This is a genomic window from Exiguobacterium sp. s46, from assembly GCF_018618875.1.
GTDB classification, from domain to species: domain Bacteria; phylum Bacillota; class Bacilli; order Exiguobacteriales; family Exiguobacteriaceae; genus Exiguobacterium_A; species Exiguobacterium_A abrahamii.
This window is the reverse complement of the sequence record NZ_JACSMY010000004.1, coordinates 138,598-155,095: the sequence shown is the minus strand read 5'-3', so window position 1 is coordinate 155,095 and position 16,498 is coordinate 138,598. Positions and strand designations below refer to the sequence as shown.

The window sequence follows — 16,498 nt, the reverse complement described above, 5'->3', positions numbered from 1 at the left end:
GATTGTCAAACTTTGTTCAACATTTCACATTATTATTTTTAAAATGACCTGACGACTCTTTTAAGAATACAAAAGGAATCGTCAGGAGTGATGTCATGGATTTATATCATAGTAATGATGAACAATTCGATTGACTGCTTGACCCGGCGTCTGATCATACCAGTTCTGTTGGAACTTCTGCATGTGTTGACGACATTCTTCAAGTATCACATCAGACGTGATCCACTCCATCAACTGCTCCATCCGTTCTGTCTGGCGGACAGGTAGCGGTTTCGGATACTGATCCACGAGCCCTGGTAGTTGTCGGTATGTGTCGATATCCGGTGTATACAAGAACGCCGGAATGTTGAGGAGACAGCTTTCAAATGGAATGGAAGAATAATCAGTTACGAGCACATCTGTGATTAGCAAGTAATCATTGATCTGATACGTATCGTCCAAAAGATGGATATGGCTAGAACGATAGGTAGAAAGAGACCGAATCGTTGGATGTAATTTAACGAGAATCGTCCATCCCGCTTGAGCAAGTTGTTCGAACTGTTGAATCGTATGATCTTCTGTTCCTTTGTATTCCCGGTATGTCGGTGCATACAATAAGATCCGACGATCAGTCTTTACATATTGTTTTCTTAATTCCAGTGTTTTCTGCTTTCGTTGCTTCTCATCAAACCAATAGTCCGTTCGTGGCATGCCGAATGGTTTAAAGTGAGACCGTTTTAAGTCGTGTGGTGCCATGAACTGTGTCGCACAGCGCATCCCTGGTACGATGAAATCACCATATTCTTGATAAACTCGTCGAAAACGATTTCTTACTCGTTCTGATACGAACAGACTTTTGGAAGAGGTCAGTCCAAACTGCTTTAATGTTCCTGCCGCATGCCATAGCTGGATACGTCGTGTTCCTCGTCGCGTTGTTGCGACACTGAATTCTGCGACATAATTATCGACGAAGACCGTCCGGGAGGTCGCAAGCAAATACGCCAATCGGACGAATCGTAAACGACGAAAGCGAAGAGTCCGATCTGACTTCCACAGATCCGGCTGCTTCATGAAATGATGATCATATACCAGATACCGTTTCTCACTTGGCAATTCCTGCGCTAAGCGATCATTAACAGGTTTTGCGTTATCACCATACGTCATCCAAAACAAAGTGACTGGTCGAAGCGGTAGCCATCGAAAGACACCATAACAAATACGAAACAACAATAAATAGACCCATACGATACCTTCTCTAACCACTTTCATCCTGCCCTTCTACGAAGAAAGACCGCACGTCGATCGTGTGGTCTCCTCTTCAATCACTTCGAAGCTAATTCCGTTTTAATCTGGCTTGTAGAGATGCCTTCAGTCCGACTGAGGTAAACGACTTCACAGTGCTCCTTCAAGAAGTCGAACTCGCCTTTCCAGTCGTCACCCATGACGAAGAGATCAACATCATGTTTTTTCACATCTTCTACTTTTTGATCCCAGCTGTTTTCTGGAATAACTTCATCCACATAACGGATGGCTTCAAGGATCATCTTCCGATTCTCAAAGTTATGGTAAGACTGTTTATGTTTTAAACGATTGAATTCGTCTGTCGAAATCGCGACGATGAGGTAATCGCCCATCTCTTTGGCACGTTTTAAGATGTTGATATGACCCCAGTGCAATAAATCAAATGTTCCGTACGTAATAACCTTCTTCATGATTTTGCTCTCCCTTTTATCCGTAAATTCTCTTTATGATCGTCTTCATCGCCCGTTCTGAAGCCTGCCCATCATCCCATTGACAATACGTCTCTTGGAACGCTCGGAATGCTGACGCATACCGTGTGTGCCAATCATCCAACTGATTCAATTCTTCAAATAGTGCTGTCTCAGTGGATAATAATGGTCCCGGTGCCCCCTGTTCAAAATCGAAGTAAAATCCGCGCAACTGATCGCGATAATGTTCTAAGTCATACGTATAGAATAAAATCGGACGCGATAAATGCGCAAAATCAAACATGACAGAAGAATAATCCGTGATCAAAGCGTCTGACGCCATATAGAGCTCCGCGATATCCGGGTAGTCCGATGCATTTCGAACGGATGGATAAGCAGTGACGTCGAGACGACTTCCGACTAAATAGTGCATTCGAATAAGCAGGACATATTCATCCCCGAATCGCTTTTCAAATTCCTCTAACGAAAAGGGCAGCTCAAATGAATATTTCCCTTGACCTTCGAACGCATTATCTCGCCAAGTAGGTGCATACAGCAAGACTTTTTTCGAAGAATCAATCTCATAGTGGCGATAAACCGTTTCTTTGATTTTAGCATGCCGTGCCTCTTGATAAAATATATCATTTCGAGGGTATCCAATTTCTAGCATCTCACCTTCAAAAGCAAATGCCCGCCGAAAGATTGAACTAGAGTAGGCATTCGGGGAAATTAAGCCGGACCATTTTGCAGTCTCTTGCTTAAATCCTTGCTTGTACCGCTCCGTCGTCGTATTCGCCATTTGGACATCATCCATATCAAGCGCAAGCTTTTTGAGCGGTGTGCCGTGCCATGTCTGGAGATAATACGTTTTTTTCGGTTTGATCAACCAACCCGGTAACCGACTGTTTGATACCCAGACCCGTGACGTCGCGAGCAAATAAATCCAGCGAAACGTCAACCGATCTACCGTCTTGACGTCTCGTGGAAACGTAACACCTCGTTGTTTACTAAAAATCAACTCACATTCCGGATGCATCGTACGCATCAATTCGTAGATGGCACGCGGACTGTCACTATATTGCTTTCCGAGAAAACTCTCGAAAAGGACTCGATTTGATTTTTGTGGCAACCACGTAAAGACTTTCATGATGGTTCGCAGACTGCGTTCAATCAAGCCTGTTCGTTTCATCCACTGTTTTACTTGATCTTTCAAGTGAAGAGCTCCTTCTTAAGTCAATTAATCACAGCTCATCATAACAAAAAGCGCATCCATTTGGAATTGCTATTTGTTCGCATGTAGCGGAAAGGTAAATCGAACGCCGTCGTGTTTTTGACGATTCCTTTACGATGGCTGAACGTCTCGAAACTATACTTGCCATGATATCCACCCATACCACTCGCCCCGACTCCACCAAATGGTAGATGATGCTGTGCGACGTGCATCAATGTGTCATTGACACATCCACCACCGAATGAAATCCGTTCAAGGATACGATGTTCGACGGCTTTGTTCTCTGTGAACAGATAAAGTGCAAGCGGTTTGTCACGATCATTGACGAACGCGATGACCTCTTCGATTTCACGGTAGGTCAACACCGGCAGGATCGGTCCGAAGATTTCGTCTTGCATCAATGGAGCATCCACCGCTACATTCGTCATGACGGTCGGCGCCATCTTACGCGTTTCCGGATCGACTTGTCCACCGAATTCGATCGTCCCTTGCGACAAGTAACTGCTGAGGCGATTCAGATGATCGTCCGATACGATTTTGACGTAGGATGAGACGCCGACGCCATTCCCGTACTGTTTGAAGGCTTCTTCTTCAATCAACTGCAAGAAACGTTCTTTAACGTCCTCATGAATCAATACGTAATCCGGGGCGATACATGTCTGTCCGGCATTCAGCCATTTTCCCCATGCGATCCGCTTCGCTGCTAGACGAAGATCCGCATCCTTGTGAACGATTGTCGGTGATTTCCCACCCAGTTCAAGTGTGACCGGTGTCAAATGCTTCGCTGCAGCTTGATGCACGATTTTTCCGACGCGTGTGGAACCCGTAAAGAAGATATAATCAAAACGTTCGTTTAATAAAGCGCTACTGACTTCAGCATCTCCTTCTATGACGATTCCGAATCGTTCATGGAATGCCGTTTCAAAAACTTCTCGTAATACACGAGAGACGTTCGGTGTCAGCTCGGATGGTTTAAGGACGACCGTATTCCCCGCTGCAATCGCACCAATGACCGGAGCAAGTGCCAGCTGGAAAGGATAGTTCCATGGCGCGATGACAAGAACGTTGCCATAGGGTTCGTACTGGATTTCACTTTTTGAGCCGATATGCAGAAGCGGTGTTGCGACACGCTTTGGACGTGCTAGTCGACGGAGTTGTCGCTCCATCCGTTGAATCTCTCCATAAACGAAACCGATTTCCGTCGTAAAAGCATCATGCTGTCCTTTATTGAGATCTTGTTTTAATGCCTCATAGATCGCTGCTTCATGCGTTTCAATCGCTTGGCGTAAGAACGTCAGCATGCTTAAGCGAAAAGCTAGACTACGTGTTGCACCTGTTTGGAAAAAGTGACGCTGTGTCTCAAGGCGCTCTGAAAGCACTGTCTCTGTCATCGTTGTCTCCATCCGAGAATCTCCCCTTTAACTGATCTATAACACTGCCTTTATCTTACCATATCTCTTTTCGACTATGAAAAAAGACGGAGAGGCTTCTCCGTCTTGCTTCTTATAATTGAATCGCTGTTTCAAGCGCGACTTTCATCATATCGTTGAATGTCGTCTGGCGCTCTTCCGATGTTGTTTCTTCACCTGTCAACAGATGATCTGAAATCGTCAGGATCGTCAGTGCGTTTACTTTATGTTTTGCTGCAAGTGTGTAAAGACCTGCCGCTTCCATCTCGATTGCGAGACATCCGAAATCCGCCCATTTTTTGAAGTGATGGAAATCATCTTGATAGAACTGATCCGTCGTGAAGATTTGACCGACTTTTGCATCGATACCTTGTTCTTTAGCTGCTGTATATGCTTTATGCAGCAGATCAAAAGAGGCTGTCGGTGCGTAGTCTAGTCCATTAAAACGGACACGGTTCTGTGCCATGTCATGCGAAGCACTCATCGCGATGACGACGTCACGAACTTTAACGTCTGGCGTGATCCCACCGGCAGTTCCGACACGGATCAAGTTCTTCGCACCGTATGACTGAACGAGTTCGTTCGCATAGATCGACATCGATGGTACACCCATACCTGTTCCTTGAACCGAAACTTTTTTCCCTTTATAAGTACCTGTGAAGCCATACATGCCTCGAACTTCGTTATAAAGGACGACGTCCTCTAAAAACGTCTCAGCGATGTATTTAGCACGTAACGGATCTCCTGGGAGTAAGACCGTTTCGGCGATTTGTCCTTCAGCTGCATTAATGTGTACACTCATGTACGATTCCTCCTCGATAGTCGTTTAAATCGACAACAATTCACGAAACTCATTCGGTGTCATACCGAATTGTTTTTTGAACACTTTCCGAAAATACTTATCGTCCTGATATCCGACTTCAAGTGCGATTTCGTAAATGCGCGCGTCCGTCTCACTCAATAATTCCTTCGCCCGATTCAAGCGAATCGTTTGGATGTAATCAGATAAGTTAACGGAAAAACGCTGTTTGAAGCGTCGTGATATATACTCTCGGCTCAAGTAAAACCGTTCGCTCATGAATTGCAGTGTCAATTCTTCCGCATAATGCGTTTCGATGTATTTGGCGATTTGATCAATCGCTTCTCCTGATTCCACTACCGGATGGATACATTCCATCGCGCGGGACAAGGCATCATTGAGTACATCTGGATCAACCGGCTTCAATAAATAATCAAAGGATTGATGCAAAATGGCACGTCGCATATACGTATAATCATCATACCCTGTCAGCACGATCGTGACGACCTTTGGATGATGATTTTTTGTCCATTCTAGTAATGTTAATCCGTCGAGTCCAGGCATTTCGACATCTGTCAGCATTAAATCGATCGTTCCGGTATCCAGTAATCGTTTCGCTTCTTCCCCATGTTCCGCCTCGTAAATATGTGAGACCTGCCAACTGTCCCATTCTCCGAGCAATTTGACCGCTTCCCGTACATGTCGTTCATCGTCTACGATCAACACGTTCATGCCAAGTCCCCCTTCTCATATGGAATTCGAATCACGATTTTGAATCCTCCCTCTACCGCTGAAGAAGAGAGCGTCATATTTGCTTGCTCCCCGTAAAAAATCAAGAGTCGTTCATAAATATTATGGAGACCAATGCCGCTCGTCTCGAGATCTTCTGGGCTACGATGCATGCGCATTTTTCGATCAATCGCTTCAAGTCGTCCTGTTTCAAGAATGGCACCGCTATTCTCGATTTGAATAATGAGGCGTCCGCCATCCGTCCGGACTTTGTAAGCAAGATAGTTCTCCGTCGCTGCTAATTGCTGTCGAAAGCCGTGTTTGAAGTAATTTTCAGCGAACGGTTGCAAGATCATCTTCGGAACTTCAATGTCATTGAGATGCCACGGGACGTCAACAATATAACGGAACCGTTCCGGAAAACGTTGCTGTTGCAAACGAATATACGCTTGAAGATGATCGACTTCTTGTTTTAGGGTTACGATCGTCTGCTCATTATTCATCGAGTAGCGCATCATTTGTGATAATCCGGTGATCGAGCGGTACGCGATCTTCCGGTCTCCTTGTAACGTCGTCGTTCCGATCGATTGTAAGGCATTGAATAAGAAGTGCGGATTGAGCTGAGATTGTAATGCACGTAGCTCATTCGTCCGGTTTTCAAGTGCCAGTCGATACTCCCGTTTGATTAAACGATCAATCCGTTGAATCATGCGTTGGAACTGACGGTTGAGTAATCCAATCTCGTCATTCGTCGTCGCAACGAATGATGCTGATAAATCCCCTTGTTCGACTCGCCAGACGTTTGCTGTCAACTGTTTGATTGGTTTCGTGATCTGCATGGCAACGAGACTTGCGGCAATGATCATGACGAACAGTGAGACGAGACCGATCAAAACAAGAATCAATGCCGTTTCATTCGCCCCTTGGATGACTGACGCATACGGAATCCGTTTGACGAGTATGAGTGGAACACCATTCGTCATCGTCTTTGAGTAGACGATGAACGATTTTCCGACACGTAAACTCCCACTCTGCCCAGTGAATCGATCGACCGGTAGTTCCATCTCTGCTCCAGTCTGTGCCAATACACGCTGTTCTGTCATCAACCATAACGACTCTTCCGGATCATTCTCGAACAGTTTCAATTGTTGTTCGAATACACGGACTGGAATATCCACTGAAAGGAAGCCGAGTGGCTCATCTGTTTCGACACGATCGATACGATAACGAAAACTAACGACTTGTTTCTCATCAAGAATCATCGTGTGCACATTGTATGGTTCAATCGTGTGCGCTCCGTCAATCAACCAGCCACTTTTTTGTTTCATCAATCGAAAATAATCCGTTTCTTGCATCCAATCAAACGTTCCCCGACTCGTCGTTTTCATGTTGTAGACCGAATACTCCGAATAACCATTTAAGATGACGAAATGTAACTGCTCGATATCCTGACGTGATAAAAACAGACCTAACATCGCCCGCGAAACGACTCCATCAGATTCGTCTAATTCCTGATCTGCTCCGACGCGCATGATGTTCATCAACGAACGATTCGCATACAGACTTGTCGAGAGACGGCGGATATCCTCTATGTAATGGGTCACCTGTGTATTTCCTCGCGTCAACACGTTCAGGCTAGAACGTTCTGCCTGTTCAATGTTTTGGTGCCGTACATACAAGTAGGAGATCGATGTCGCGAGGGCTGTCGGAATCAAGATCGCTAGGACGACGAGACGAATCAAACGTGTCCGGATACTTTTCATGAAAGGCGCCCCCATCCTTTTTCTTGTAATCAATCGTATCATAACCTTGAATCCGCTTACATCATTTCCTGATATTCTCTTTCATGATTCCTATAAAAAATTCTTTTTTGTTTCGACTTGATTCCGAATGAATTTTACTATAATATCATCAATGTTCGTTTTTTAATCAATTTGTTATGAAGGTGGTCCTTTTACCCATGTTTAAACTTGCCGCACATCAAACAACCGTAAAACGTGAAATCCAAGCTGGATTCGTGACGTTCATTACGATGGCATATATTCTGCTCGTCAATCCGACGATTTTAGCAGATGCCGGTATCCCCCAAGCCCAAGCATTTTCTGCGACGATCATCGCGACATTGATCGGTACGCTCCTGATGGGGCTTTATGCGAATCTACCAATCGCAGTCGCACCCGGAATGGGACTCAATGCGTATTTTACTTATACACTTGTCGTTGGTGAGAAGATTCCATATCAGACAGCACTCTCAGTTGTTTTCGTTGCTGGTGTCATTTTCTTATTGTTATCACTCTCACCAATCCGTACGAAGCTGATTGAAATCATTCCGATGACATTAAAGCTTGCGATCACAGGTGGAATCGGTCTTTTCATTGCTTCACTCGGTCTCAAGATGTCAGGAATTCTCATCGCTAGTGAAGATACACTCGTCACGATTGGCGCATTGACGTCACCAGAAGCATTGATCACACTCATCGGACTATTAGTTGCAGCCATCTTGACGATCAAACGTGTACCAGGTGCTATTTTATATGCCATGATTCTCTCTGGATTGATTGCATTCCTGACAGGTGAATTGAAGTTTTCCGATTCCTTCGTTGCGTTACCGACTTTACCAGAAGGATTGATCATCACGAATCCGTTCAACGCCATTCAAGACGTGTTCCAATACGGTCTGTTCAGCGGTGTCCTCTCCTTCGTTCTCGTGACGATGTTTGATACGACAGGTACGATGGTCGCTGTCGGAGAACAGGCTGGATTGATTGAAGAAGATGGATCATTGAAAAACAGCGAACGTGCCCTATTATCTGATTCGACTGCGATGGTCGCTGGTTCATTGTTCGGAACAAGTCCCACAACCGCTTACGTAGAATCTGCAGCGGGTGTCGCTGCTGGTGGACGGACTGGACTCACATCCGTGACGGTCGGGATTCTATTCGCATTATCTGCCGTCTTTGGACCGTTCGTTCAATCGATTTCGAGCGTCCCTGCGATTACTGCGCCAGCATTGATTTTAGTCGGTGCCTTCATGATTCAAAATATCAAACAGATTCCATGGGATGATTTCAGCGAAGCTTTCACGGCTTTCCTCGTCATCTTGATCATGCCATTATCCGGTAGCATCGCAACCGGTATCGCATTCGGTTTCATCGTCTATCCAATCATGAAAGCTATCCAAAAAGAGCGTGTCCATCCACTCATCTATGTGTTCGCGCTTCTCTTCTTCATCCAATTATTCTTCTTATCATAAAAAAACATGCCTGTTCCGTCAGTTAATCGGAACAGGCATGTTTTTTTGAATCACTTCTTATTTTTTCATTTTATCCCATGTTTTCGTGAAGTCCTGCAGCATCTCGTCAGCTGTTTTTTGCTTACCAACATATGCTTGCATGATCGCTCCGAACTCGTTTACAGCACCATCCGGATACTTGAACCAGTTCCATGAGATCGTTTTTCCGTCTTTCGAGTACGCTTGAATATCATCTGCAAGCGGTCCTAGATCCTTCGCTTCGATTGATTTGAAGGCAGGGATGAATTTAAATTTATTGACCATGTAGTCTTTTCCTGTCTCAGACGTCGCCATCCACTCGAGGAATTTTTTCGCTTCTGCTTTGTTCTTCGAGTTCTTATTGACGACCCAGTTGTTTGGTACGCCAACAGGAAGACGGTCCATTTTTTCTTTATCATCATTGATCGGCATCGGGATGAAGCCCATGTTGATGTCCGGATTGACGTCCGTAATCAATTGTTGTGCCCAGTTCCCTTGTTGAAGCATCGCTGTCTTACCTTCAGCAAATTGGGAAACTTGTGTGTTGTAATCCGTCGTTAACGGATTTTTATTACCGTACTCAATCGTTAAATCAAATAGATTCATGAAATCCTTGAACTGTTTGTTATCTTCGAACTTTCCTTTTCCAGAATTCAAGTCTGCGATGAACTGATCTGGATCATCCTGCTGTGCGACCGGAATGTTCAACAGGTGATTACCGAGAATCCACCACTCCCCGTACCCAATCGAGAATGGCGTCACCCCGTCTGCCTTTAGCTTCTTTGAAGCTTCCGTCAATTCAGTTAATGTTTTCGGAAGTTCCGTGATACCAGCTTTTTTGAAGATATCTTTATTGTAGATAAAGCCATACCCCTCAAGGTTCATTGGCATACCATACAATTTACCATCAATCGTCATTGGCTCTTTTGATAGATCCGTTAGATCGCCGACCCACTTTTCATCTGACAAATCTTCTAACTTATCCTGCCATGTCTTTGCTTCCGTAAAGCCACCGTTGTTAAAGACATCTGGTTCATTACCTGAAGCGAACTGTGATTTCAGAGCCGCGCCATAGTCCGATCCACCACCGACTGTTTGCACGACGACTTTCGTTCCGGTTTCTTTTTCATACGCTTTTGCCATCTTTTCCATGTCTTTTGCGATTTCAGCCTTGAATTGGAATACGTTGAGCGTCTTACCGTCTTTTGAACCACTATCTTTCGAGTCATCGCTATTCAATGTACCGCCACCACATGCTGCCAAAGCGACGACCATCGCCGTCGTGACGACAGGTAATGCTGCCCATCTTCTTTTACGCATTCGGATTCCCTCCCTGATTTCGTTTCATTTCGTGCTACATCTTCACAATAAATGAAAACGCTTGCAATGAAGAGAGAGAAAGTTGTCCGGTGTGGTGGAAAATATTGAACAATCGTTATCCGAGTCTTTTCATCGGAATTGTTGTATCATGAAACTAGAGATTCTTTTATGAATAGGAGTTTGATGCCATGTCCTTGCAACTCACGATTTTATTGATTGGTATATTGCTGTTTGCTGCCGTCTGGACGACGAAGTTATCAAGTCGTCTGAATATTCCTGCTCTACTGATTTTTATCGCCCTTGGTATGATTGCTGGAAGCGACATTACGGGGTTCATTCGTTTTGACGATGCAGAACTGGCTCAGCTTCTTGGAACCGTCGCCCTCATCATCATCTTATTCGAGGGTGGTCTGCAAACGGTTTGGAAGGAAGTGCGTCATGAATTAGCCCCTTCCCTCTCGCTTGCGACGTTCGGGGTCTTCATCGCTACATCCATCGTTGCCGTTGCTTCCCATTATATTCTGGGCTTCAGTTGGGCGAATGCTTTTTTACTCGGGGCAATCGTTGGTTCGACGGATGCCGCTGCTATCTTTTCTGTCTTGAGTGGTCAGCCGATTCGACGGAAAGTCGGATCAACACTCGAAGTTGAGTCCGGTACGAATGACCCGATGGCCGTCTTTTTGACTGTCTTGTTCCTTGAGTTCGTGACAAACCCTGAAGAAGCATCGCTCTTATCGGGACTTGGATCACTCGTTTGGGAAATGGCGATGGGACTTCTGATTGGTTTGTTCATCGGATGGGCAGCTTCGACCTTGATCAATCGGATCGATTTGTCCTCTTCTAGCTTTTATCCGATCATGCTCATGTCGTTTGCTTTCCTGTCTTTCGGTTTAGCTGATACGTTCCATGCCAGTGGATTTTTAGCCGTTTATGTCACAGCGATCTACATCAGTAATCATGAACTCGTCTACCGACAGACACTCGTCCGTTTTACGATGAGTATGGCGCATCTTGCCCAAATCGGAATGTTCATCGTGCTCGGTCTACTCGTCTTTCCGAAACAATTGCTCGATGTCCAGGTCATCCTGTCTTCCATTGCGTTGGCGCTGATCTTAATTTTCATCGCTCGTCCTTTGTCAGTCTGGGTGAGTCTTCTTCCGTTTCGTTATTCGTGGCAAGAGAAGGTTTTCATTTCTTTTGCTGGTCTAAAAGGAGCGGTACCGATCATTCTCGCGACATATCCTCTCGTTGCGGATATCGAGAATGCATCGATGATCTTCAATATCGTGTTTTTCACAGTCTTATTATCAACGCTAATTCAAGGAAGTATGTTGACGTTCCTTTCCGAGCGGTTACGACTGAACGAAACACAGACTACTGCTATCCATACCGTCATTGAATTCATGTCAATCGGTAAACCGAATGCGGAAATCATTGAATTGACGTTACCGATGTCCCATCCATTCATTGGAACGACGATCTCAGAGATTGATTTGCCTCAGGAATTTTTGATCACGGCCATCATCCGTGATGATCAAATCATTACACCACGTGGAGACACTGCCCTAGAAGGCAATGATCAGCTACTACTCCTTACCCCAAAACATCGGATCAAGACACTGAAGCGATTCCTGTTTCCTCCCGCTTGATCTGTTCATGAAACAACGCAGTGGATCCTGAAGATCCACTGCGTTGTTTTTTTACATATTCATGAATCTTGTTGTTTCGTTTGTGTGTCTTGCTTCTGTTCTTTACGCTTCGCTTTAGCACGACGGTAGAGAACGTATCCACCAAGAATCACGACGATTCCACCTAAGATCCACCATAACTCCTGTTCTAATCCTTTTAGCATGGATTCAGCACGTTCTACTCCGAATCGTTCACCGACCCAGATGTAAAAGAAGGAAACCGGAAAAAGTCCAATACTTGAAGCGAGTAAATAGCGCTTGAACGAAAGACCAAACAAACCACACGGAATCGAGACGACCGAGCGCACGACGGGGAAAAAGCGGCCGAACAAAGCAGACCATGTTCCGTATTTCCCGACGATGCGCTCCCCTTGCTCAATTTCTTTTTCTTTAATCAGTAACCATTTGCCGTACCGGATAAGTATCGGACGACCTGCATAACGACCTAGAAGATAAAAGACCGTCGCGCCCATCAGACTTCCTAAAAAACCGACCAGAACAGCAGCTGTCCAGCTGACCGTTCCGTTCGACACATATAGACCGAGCAACGGTAAGCCCACTTCTGCCGGAATCAATTCTGTTCCAAGACCAACGATCATAATTCCTAAAAACAGCCAGAGATTGGATTCTCCGGCTGAAAACAACCATTCCAACATACGAGTAACCCTCCGTTCATCCTCTCGCTGGACGGAGGAGATAATAAATGATGACGACTAACGTCGTCCAGACGCCTGTGAAGATTCCGATAATCCCGACAATGAAGAAACCGAGTGCAACGATTGAGCCTGTCTGTTTATAATCCCGCCACATCGTCCGTAATCCTTTAATGTTGAACCAAAGGAATACGAGGAATAATACAGGGATGAGTAATCCTACGATCAATAAAGAAGACATGTCTTCACCTCTTTCTTATTTATTGTTATCCCCATTCTATCAGGAATCGACACGTCTTTCCTCCGCCTGAGGTCTTACGAACCTAAAAAAAGAACACGCTTCTGAATCGAAGCATGCCCTTTGCTTTATAAAGCATCCTGTTTTGACGCTTTCTTACTATATATATGTCAGAGCAAGTGGATGCCTTCCGCTTGGAGACTTTTACGCGTCTCTTCTGACCAGACAGAAGCTTGGACTTCACCGATGTGACGTTTTTTCAATAAGAACATCGCCATACGGGATTGACCGATTCCTCCACCCATCGTTAACGGTAGACGCTCTTCGAGCACACCTTGATGGAACGGGAACGCCAATTTATCCTCTTCTTGAGCAATCGCTGTCTGTTTTAAAAGTGCTTCACGATCAACGCGAATTCCCATTGAAGACAATTCGAATGCTCCGATTTCTGGGTGGTGTACTAAAATGTCACCGTTGAGTGTCCAGTCATCGTAGTCAGCCGCTCGACCATCGTGCTTCTCACCTGAAGCCAGTGCGCCACCGATTTGCATGAGGAAAACTGCGCCATATGCTTTCGTGACTTCTGTTTCACGTTCTTTCGTCGAAAGTGTCGGATACGCATCCTCTAGCTCTTGCGTCGTCATGAAATGAATCGTTTCCGGTAAGATCGCTGAAATGCCGTATTCCGCTTCCACTTCTTGCTCAACTTGACGAATCGTTGCATAGATCGCTTGTACCGTTTCTTGTAAATAAGCACTCGTCCGTTGTTCTTTCGTAATGATACGTTCCCAATCCCACTGATCGACGTGAATAGAGTGTGTCGCATCCAGCATCTCATCGCGACGAATCGCATGCATCAACGTGTATAAGCCTTCTCCTGCTTCAAATCCATACGTATGAAGCGCTTGACGCTTCCATTTTGCAAGAGATTGTACGATTTCAAGGTCTGCTGTGTGGTCCAAGGCATCGAAGCGAATGATGCGCTCTACGCCGTTTAGATGATCGTTGACACCGAGTGTGCTTTCTACGAACAATGGTGCTTCGACACGTGTCAATCCGAGTGTCGTCGAAAAGCGTTCTTCAAAGCGTTTCTTTACGAGTGTGATAGCTTCCTGTGTGTGTTTCATCGATACGAGTGTTGTCATGGTGGTGTTCCTCCTCAATTGTGTTTTGAAAAAGAAGCCATAAAAAAGAGCCCTTCTTTCCCAAGAATATGGGACGAAAGACTCGGTTCCGCGGTACCACCCATGTTAGCAACGATGTTGCTCACTCAAAAGACGAATCACTTCATCTTCGGCCATATGATAACGGACAGGCAACTCCGGCTACGCCTACTGACATTCGGGTTCGGGTAGCGACTCCGGGAGGTTCTTCGCATCTTGCTTCCGACTGGGCTCTCACCATCCCCAGCTCGCTATACGGTCGTACAAGGTGTTACTCTTCCCTTCAACGTCGTTGTTACAATTGAATTGAGAACATCGTACAACAGGTCGCAAGTGTTTGAAAAGACTTTTTTTCAAAAAAAATAAAAGTTGTCAGATTAATCTGACGTGTGAATCATGAAAAAAGCGTTCTCGCAGAAGCGAGAACGCGCTTACAAAAATTATTTGATCGACCCACTCGTAATTCCTTGAATGATCTGTTTTTGCAAAGCAAAGAAGAACAACAATAACGGAATGATCCCGAGGACGAGTCCGGCAAGTGCTAAGTCCCACTGCTTCGTATACTGACCGAAGAAATAGAACGTCGCGAGTGGAATCGTTCGTAAATCGACGTCTCGTAACATCAGCGATGGCAGTAGGAAATCATTCCAAATCCAAAGCGTGTTCAAGATGATAATCGTGACCGTGATCGGTTTGAGTAATGGGAACACGATACGCCAGAATACACCCCATTGTGAACAACCATCAATGATGGCCGCCTCCTCGATTTCTTCAGGAATCGACTTCATGAATCCATGGTATAAGAAGATTGATAATCCAGATCCAAAACCAAGATACATCAGAATCAATCCCCAATAACTGTTCTGCAATCCGAGATCACCAGACAGTTTCGATAAGGGAATCATGATCGATTGGAATGGAATGATCATCGCGGCAACGAATAAGAAAAAGATGATCGTCGACAAGCGTGTTTTCGTCCGGACGAGTTTCCAAGCCGCCATCGAACAAAAGATGATGATGACCGCGTTAGCGCCGACTGTAATGATGACGGAGTTTAAAAAGACTTTTCCGAAGTTCATGGCTTCCCATGCTTCCGAATAGTTGGACGTCATCCATTCTTTTGGTAGACCCGATGTATTCGTAAAGATATCTCCCTGCGTCTTGAATGAATTCGAGACGACGTAATAAAACGGAATCATATACAGAAGCCCCATCAATAAGGCTGCCAGTTCGACTGTTCCAAGACGGAATGAATAACGACCTCTCGTCTTTTTAGAGCGCTTCGGTTTCTCCTCTTGCGGAGTGGGTAACGGTTGTGCCGTACTCATGCTTCCACCTCCCGTTTTTTCGTCAGATAGACTTGAGTGACTGTAATCGCGGCGACAACAACGAAGAAGATGATCGCTTTCGCTGACCCGAGTCCAAGATTATTGTTCGTAAACGATTCTTTATAAATGTTTAAAGCAAGCATTTCGGTCGATTTGAATGGTCCACCATTCGTTAGGGATAAGTTCGTATCGAATAACTTGAAGGACCATGAAATCGTCAAGAACAAACAGATCGTGACCGACGGCATGATCAGTGGCAACGTAATGTTCCGTAACGTCGAGAGACGATTGGCACCATCGATTTTTGCTGCTTCAATCAGCTCTTGTGGCACGTTTTGTAGCGCTGCGATATAGATGACCATGATGTAACCGCCACCTTGCCAAATCGAAACGATGACGATACCCCAGAATCCTGTCCGGGCATCTCCTAACCATGGAAGTTCAAATATACTCCACCCTGTCAATTCACCGATCGATGCGAAGCCTTTGACATAGATGAACTGCCAAACGAACCCGAGGATCAACCCACCAATCAAGTTCGGCATGAAGAAAATCGTTCGTAAGAAATTACGCGTGCGAATATTTTGTGTCAATAAGAACGCCAAGATGAAACCAACGACATTCGTTAAGATGACGGCAACGACCGTATATTTCGTCGTCAACCAAAATGACTGCTGGAACTGCTCGTCACTCGTAAAGAGACGGACATAGTTATCAAAGCCGATCCAATTTAATTCTCCGGTTACACCGTTCCAATCCGTGAACGAATACATGACGCCATTGAAAAACGGTACAAGCACGATCACTGCGAATACAAGAAAGACCGGTCCGACGAAGAGCCAAAAATCAAGACCGCGTTTCCACTTCTTTTGTCCAGATGTCATTGTTTCATCCCTCCTCCACTCTACAGTACGTCTTTCTCTAGCACTTGAACACGTCACCATTTGACCCATTGGGTGGAAAATATTGAACGTTTTCTTT

The 16,498-nt window shown here is 45.2% G+C and carries 15 protein-coding genes and 1 other annotated feature; of the genes, 2 read left to right on the top strand and 13 right to left on the bottom strand.

Translation table 11 applies throughout. The features are described from left to right. Positions 1 to 93: 93 nt before the first annotated feature. The 7 genes from KNQ08_RS15320 to KNQ08_RS15290 form a co-directional block, all read right to left on the bottom strand. Complete coding sequence (locus KNQ08_RS15320; RefSeq protein ID WP_251133735.1) at positions 94 to 1,206, bottom strand: CDP-glycerol glycerophosphotransferase family protein; 1,113 nt, start codon at positions 1,204 to 1,206, stop codon at positions 94 to 96. 95 nt (positions 1,207 to 1,301) lie between these two features. Then, the gene (gene tagD / locus KNQ08_RS15315) at positions 1,302 to 1,691 is read right to left on the bottom strand and encodes a glycerol-3-phosphate cytidylyltransferase (protein WP_050678243.1); all 390 of its coding nucleotides are present in this window, start codon (positions 1,689 to 1,691) and stop codon (positions 1,302 to 1,304) included. Between the two features lie 16 nt (positions 1,692 to 1,707). Further along, positions 1,708 to 2,877 carry a CDP-glycerol glycerophosphotransferase family protein gene (locus KNQ08_RS15310; RefSeq protein ID WP_214725383.1) on the bottom strand — a complete coding sequence of 390 codons (1,170 nt, stop codon included), beginning with the start codon at positions 2,875 to 2,877 and terminating at the stop codon, positions 1,708 to 1,710. Between the two features lie 62 nt (positions 2,878 to 2,939). After that, entirely contained in the window at positions 2,940 to 4,322 is a 1,383-nt protein-coding gene (locus KNQ08_RS15305) for an aldehyde dehydrogenase (RefSeq protein ID WP_149426861.1), read from the bottom strand. A 100-nt stretch (positions 4,323 to 4,422) separates the two neighbouring features. Continuing rightward, a complete protein-coding gene (deoD, locus tag KNQ08_RS15300) occupies positions 4,423 to 5,130 on the bottom strand; it encodes a purine-nucleoside phosphorylase (protein ID WP_023467244.1) in 708 nt (235 codons plus the stop codon). Between the two features lie 24 nt (positions 5,131 to 5,154). Continuing rightward, positions 5,155 to 5,859, bottom strand: coding sequence for a response regulator transcription factor (locus KNQ08_RS15295; protein WP_149426860.1), 705 nt, complete (start codon positions 5,857 to 5,859; stop codon positions 5,155 to 5,157). Next, positions 5,856 to 7,619, bottom strand: a complete 1,764-nt coding sequence (locus KNQ08_RS15290; protein WP_214806271.1) for a sensor histidine kinase — start codon at positions 7,617 to 7,619, stop codon at positions 5,856 to 5,858. Before KNQ08_RS15290 ends, KNQ08_RS15295 begins: the two co-directional genes overlap by 4 nt. A gap of 197 nt (positions 7,620 to 7,816) precedes the next feature. Between KNQ08_RS15290 and KNQ08_RS15285 the strand changes: the two genes are divergently transcribed. Continuing rightward, positions 7,817 to 9,109, top strand: coding sequence for an NCS2 family permease (locus KNQ08_RS15285; RefSeq protein ID WP_149426858.1), 1,293 nt, complete (start codon positions 7,817 to 7,819; stop codon positions 9,107 to 9,109). Between the two features lie 57 nt (positions 9,110 to 9,166). Here KNQ08_RS15285 and KNQ08_RS15280 read toward each other — a convergent pair whose 3' ends face one another. Next, positions 9,167 to 10,447 carry an ABC transporter substrate-binding protein gene (locus tag KNQ08_RS15280; protein ID WP_149426857.1) on the bottom strand — a complete coding sequence of 427 codons (1,281 nt, stop codon included), beginning with the start codon at positions 10,445 to 10,447 and terminating at the stop codon, positions 9,167 to 9,169. Positions 10,448 to 10,635: 188 nt separating this feature from the next. On the opposite strand from KNQ08_RS15280, the gene KNQ08_RS15275 reads away from it, so the two are divergent. Then, the gene (locus KNQ08_RS15275) at positions 10,636 to 12,096 is read left to right on the top strand and encodes a potassium/proton antiporter (protein WP_058703667.1); all 1,461 of its coding nucleotides are present in this window, start codon (positions 10,636 to 10,638) and stop codon (positions 12,094 to 12,096) included. A 59-nt stretch (positions 12,097 to 12,155) separates the two neighbouring features. Here KNQ08_RS15275 and KNQ08_RS15270 read toward each other — a convergent pair whose 3' ends face one another. The 5 genes from KNQ08_RS15270 to KNQ08_RS15250 form a co-directional block, all read right to left on the bottom strand. Further along, positions 12,156 to 12,791, bottom strand: coding sequence for a DedA family protein (locus KNQ08_RS15270; RefSeq protein WP_149426856.1), 636 nt, complete (start codon positions 12,789 to 12,791; stop codon positions 12,156 to 12,158). Positions 12,792 to 12,807: 16 nt separating this feature from the next. Next, positions 12,808 to 13,029, bottom strand: coding sequence for a hypothetical protein (locus KNQ08_RS15265; RefSeq protein ID WP_058703665.1), 222 nt, complete (start codon positions 13,027 to 13,029; stop codon positions 12,808 to 12,810). Positions 13,030 to 13,196: 167 nt separating this feature from the next. Further along, positions 13,197 to 14,171 (bottom strand): aspartate--ammonia ligase, encoded by a 975-nt coding sequence (gene asnA / locus KNQ08_RS15260; RefSeq protein WP_035398809.1) that lies wholly within the window; start codon positions 14,169 to 14,171, stop codon positions 13,197 to 13,199. A gap of 66 nt (positions 14,172 to 14,237) precedes the next feature. Continuing rightward, positions 14,238 to 14,485: a binding site (T-box leader), on the bottom strand. 144 nt (positions 14,486 to 14,629) lie between these two features. Then, positions 14,630 to 15,517, bottom strand: a complete 888-nt coding sequence (locus KNQ08_RS15255; protein WP_058703664.1) for a carbohydrate ABC transporter permease — start codon at positions 15,515 to 15,517, stop codon at positions 14,630 to 14,632. Further along, on the bottom strand, positions 15,514 to 16,401 hold the full coding sequence (locus KNQ08_RS15250) for a carbohydrate ABC transporter permease (RefSeq protein WP_023467232.1): 888 nt from the start codon (positions 16,399 to 16,401) through the stop codon (positions 15,514 to 15,516). Before KNQ08_RS15250 ends, KNQ08_RS15255 begins: the two co-directional genes overlap by 4 nt. Positions 16,402 to 16,498: the final 97 nt, after the last annotated feature.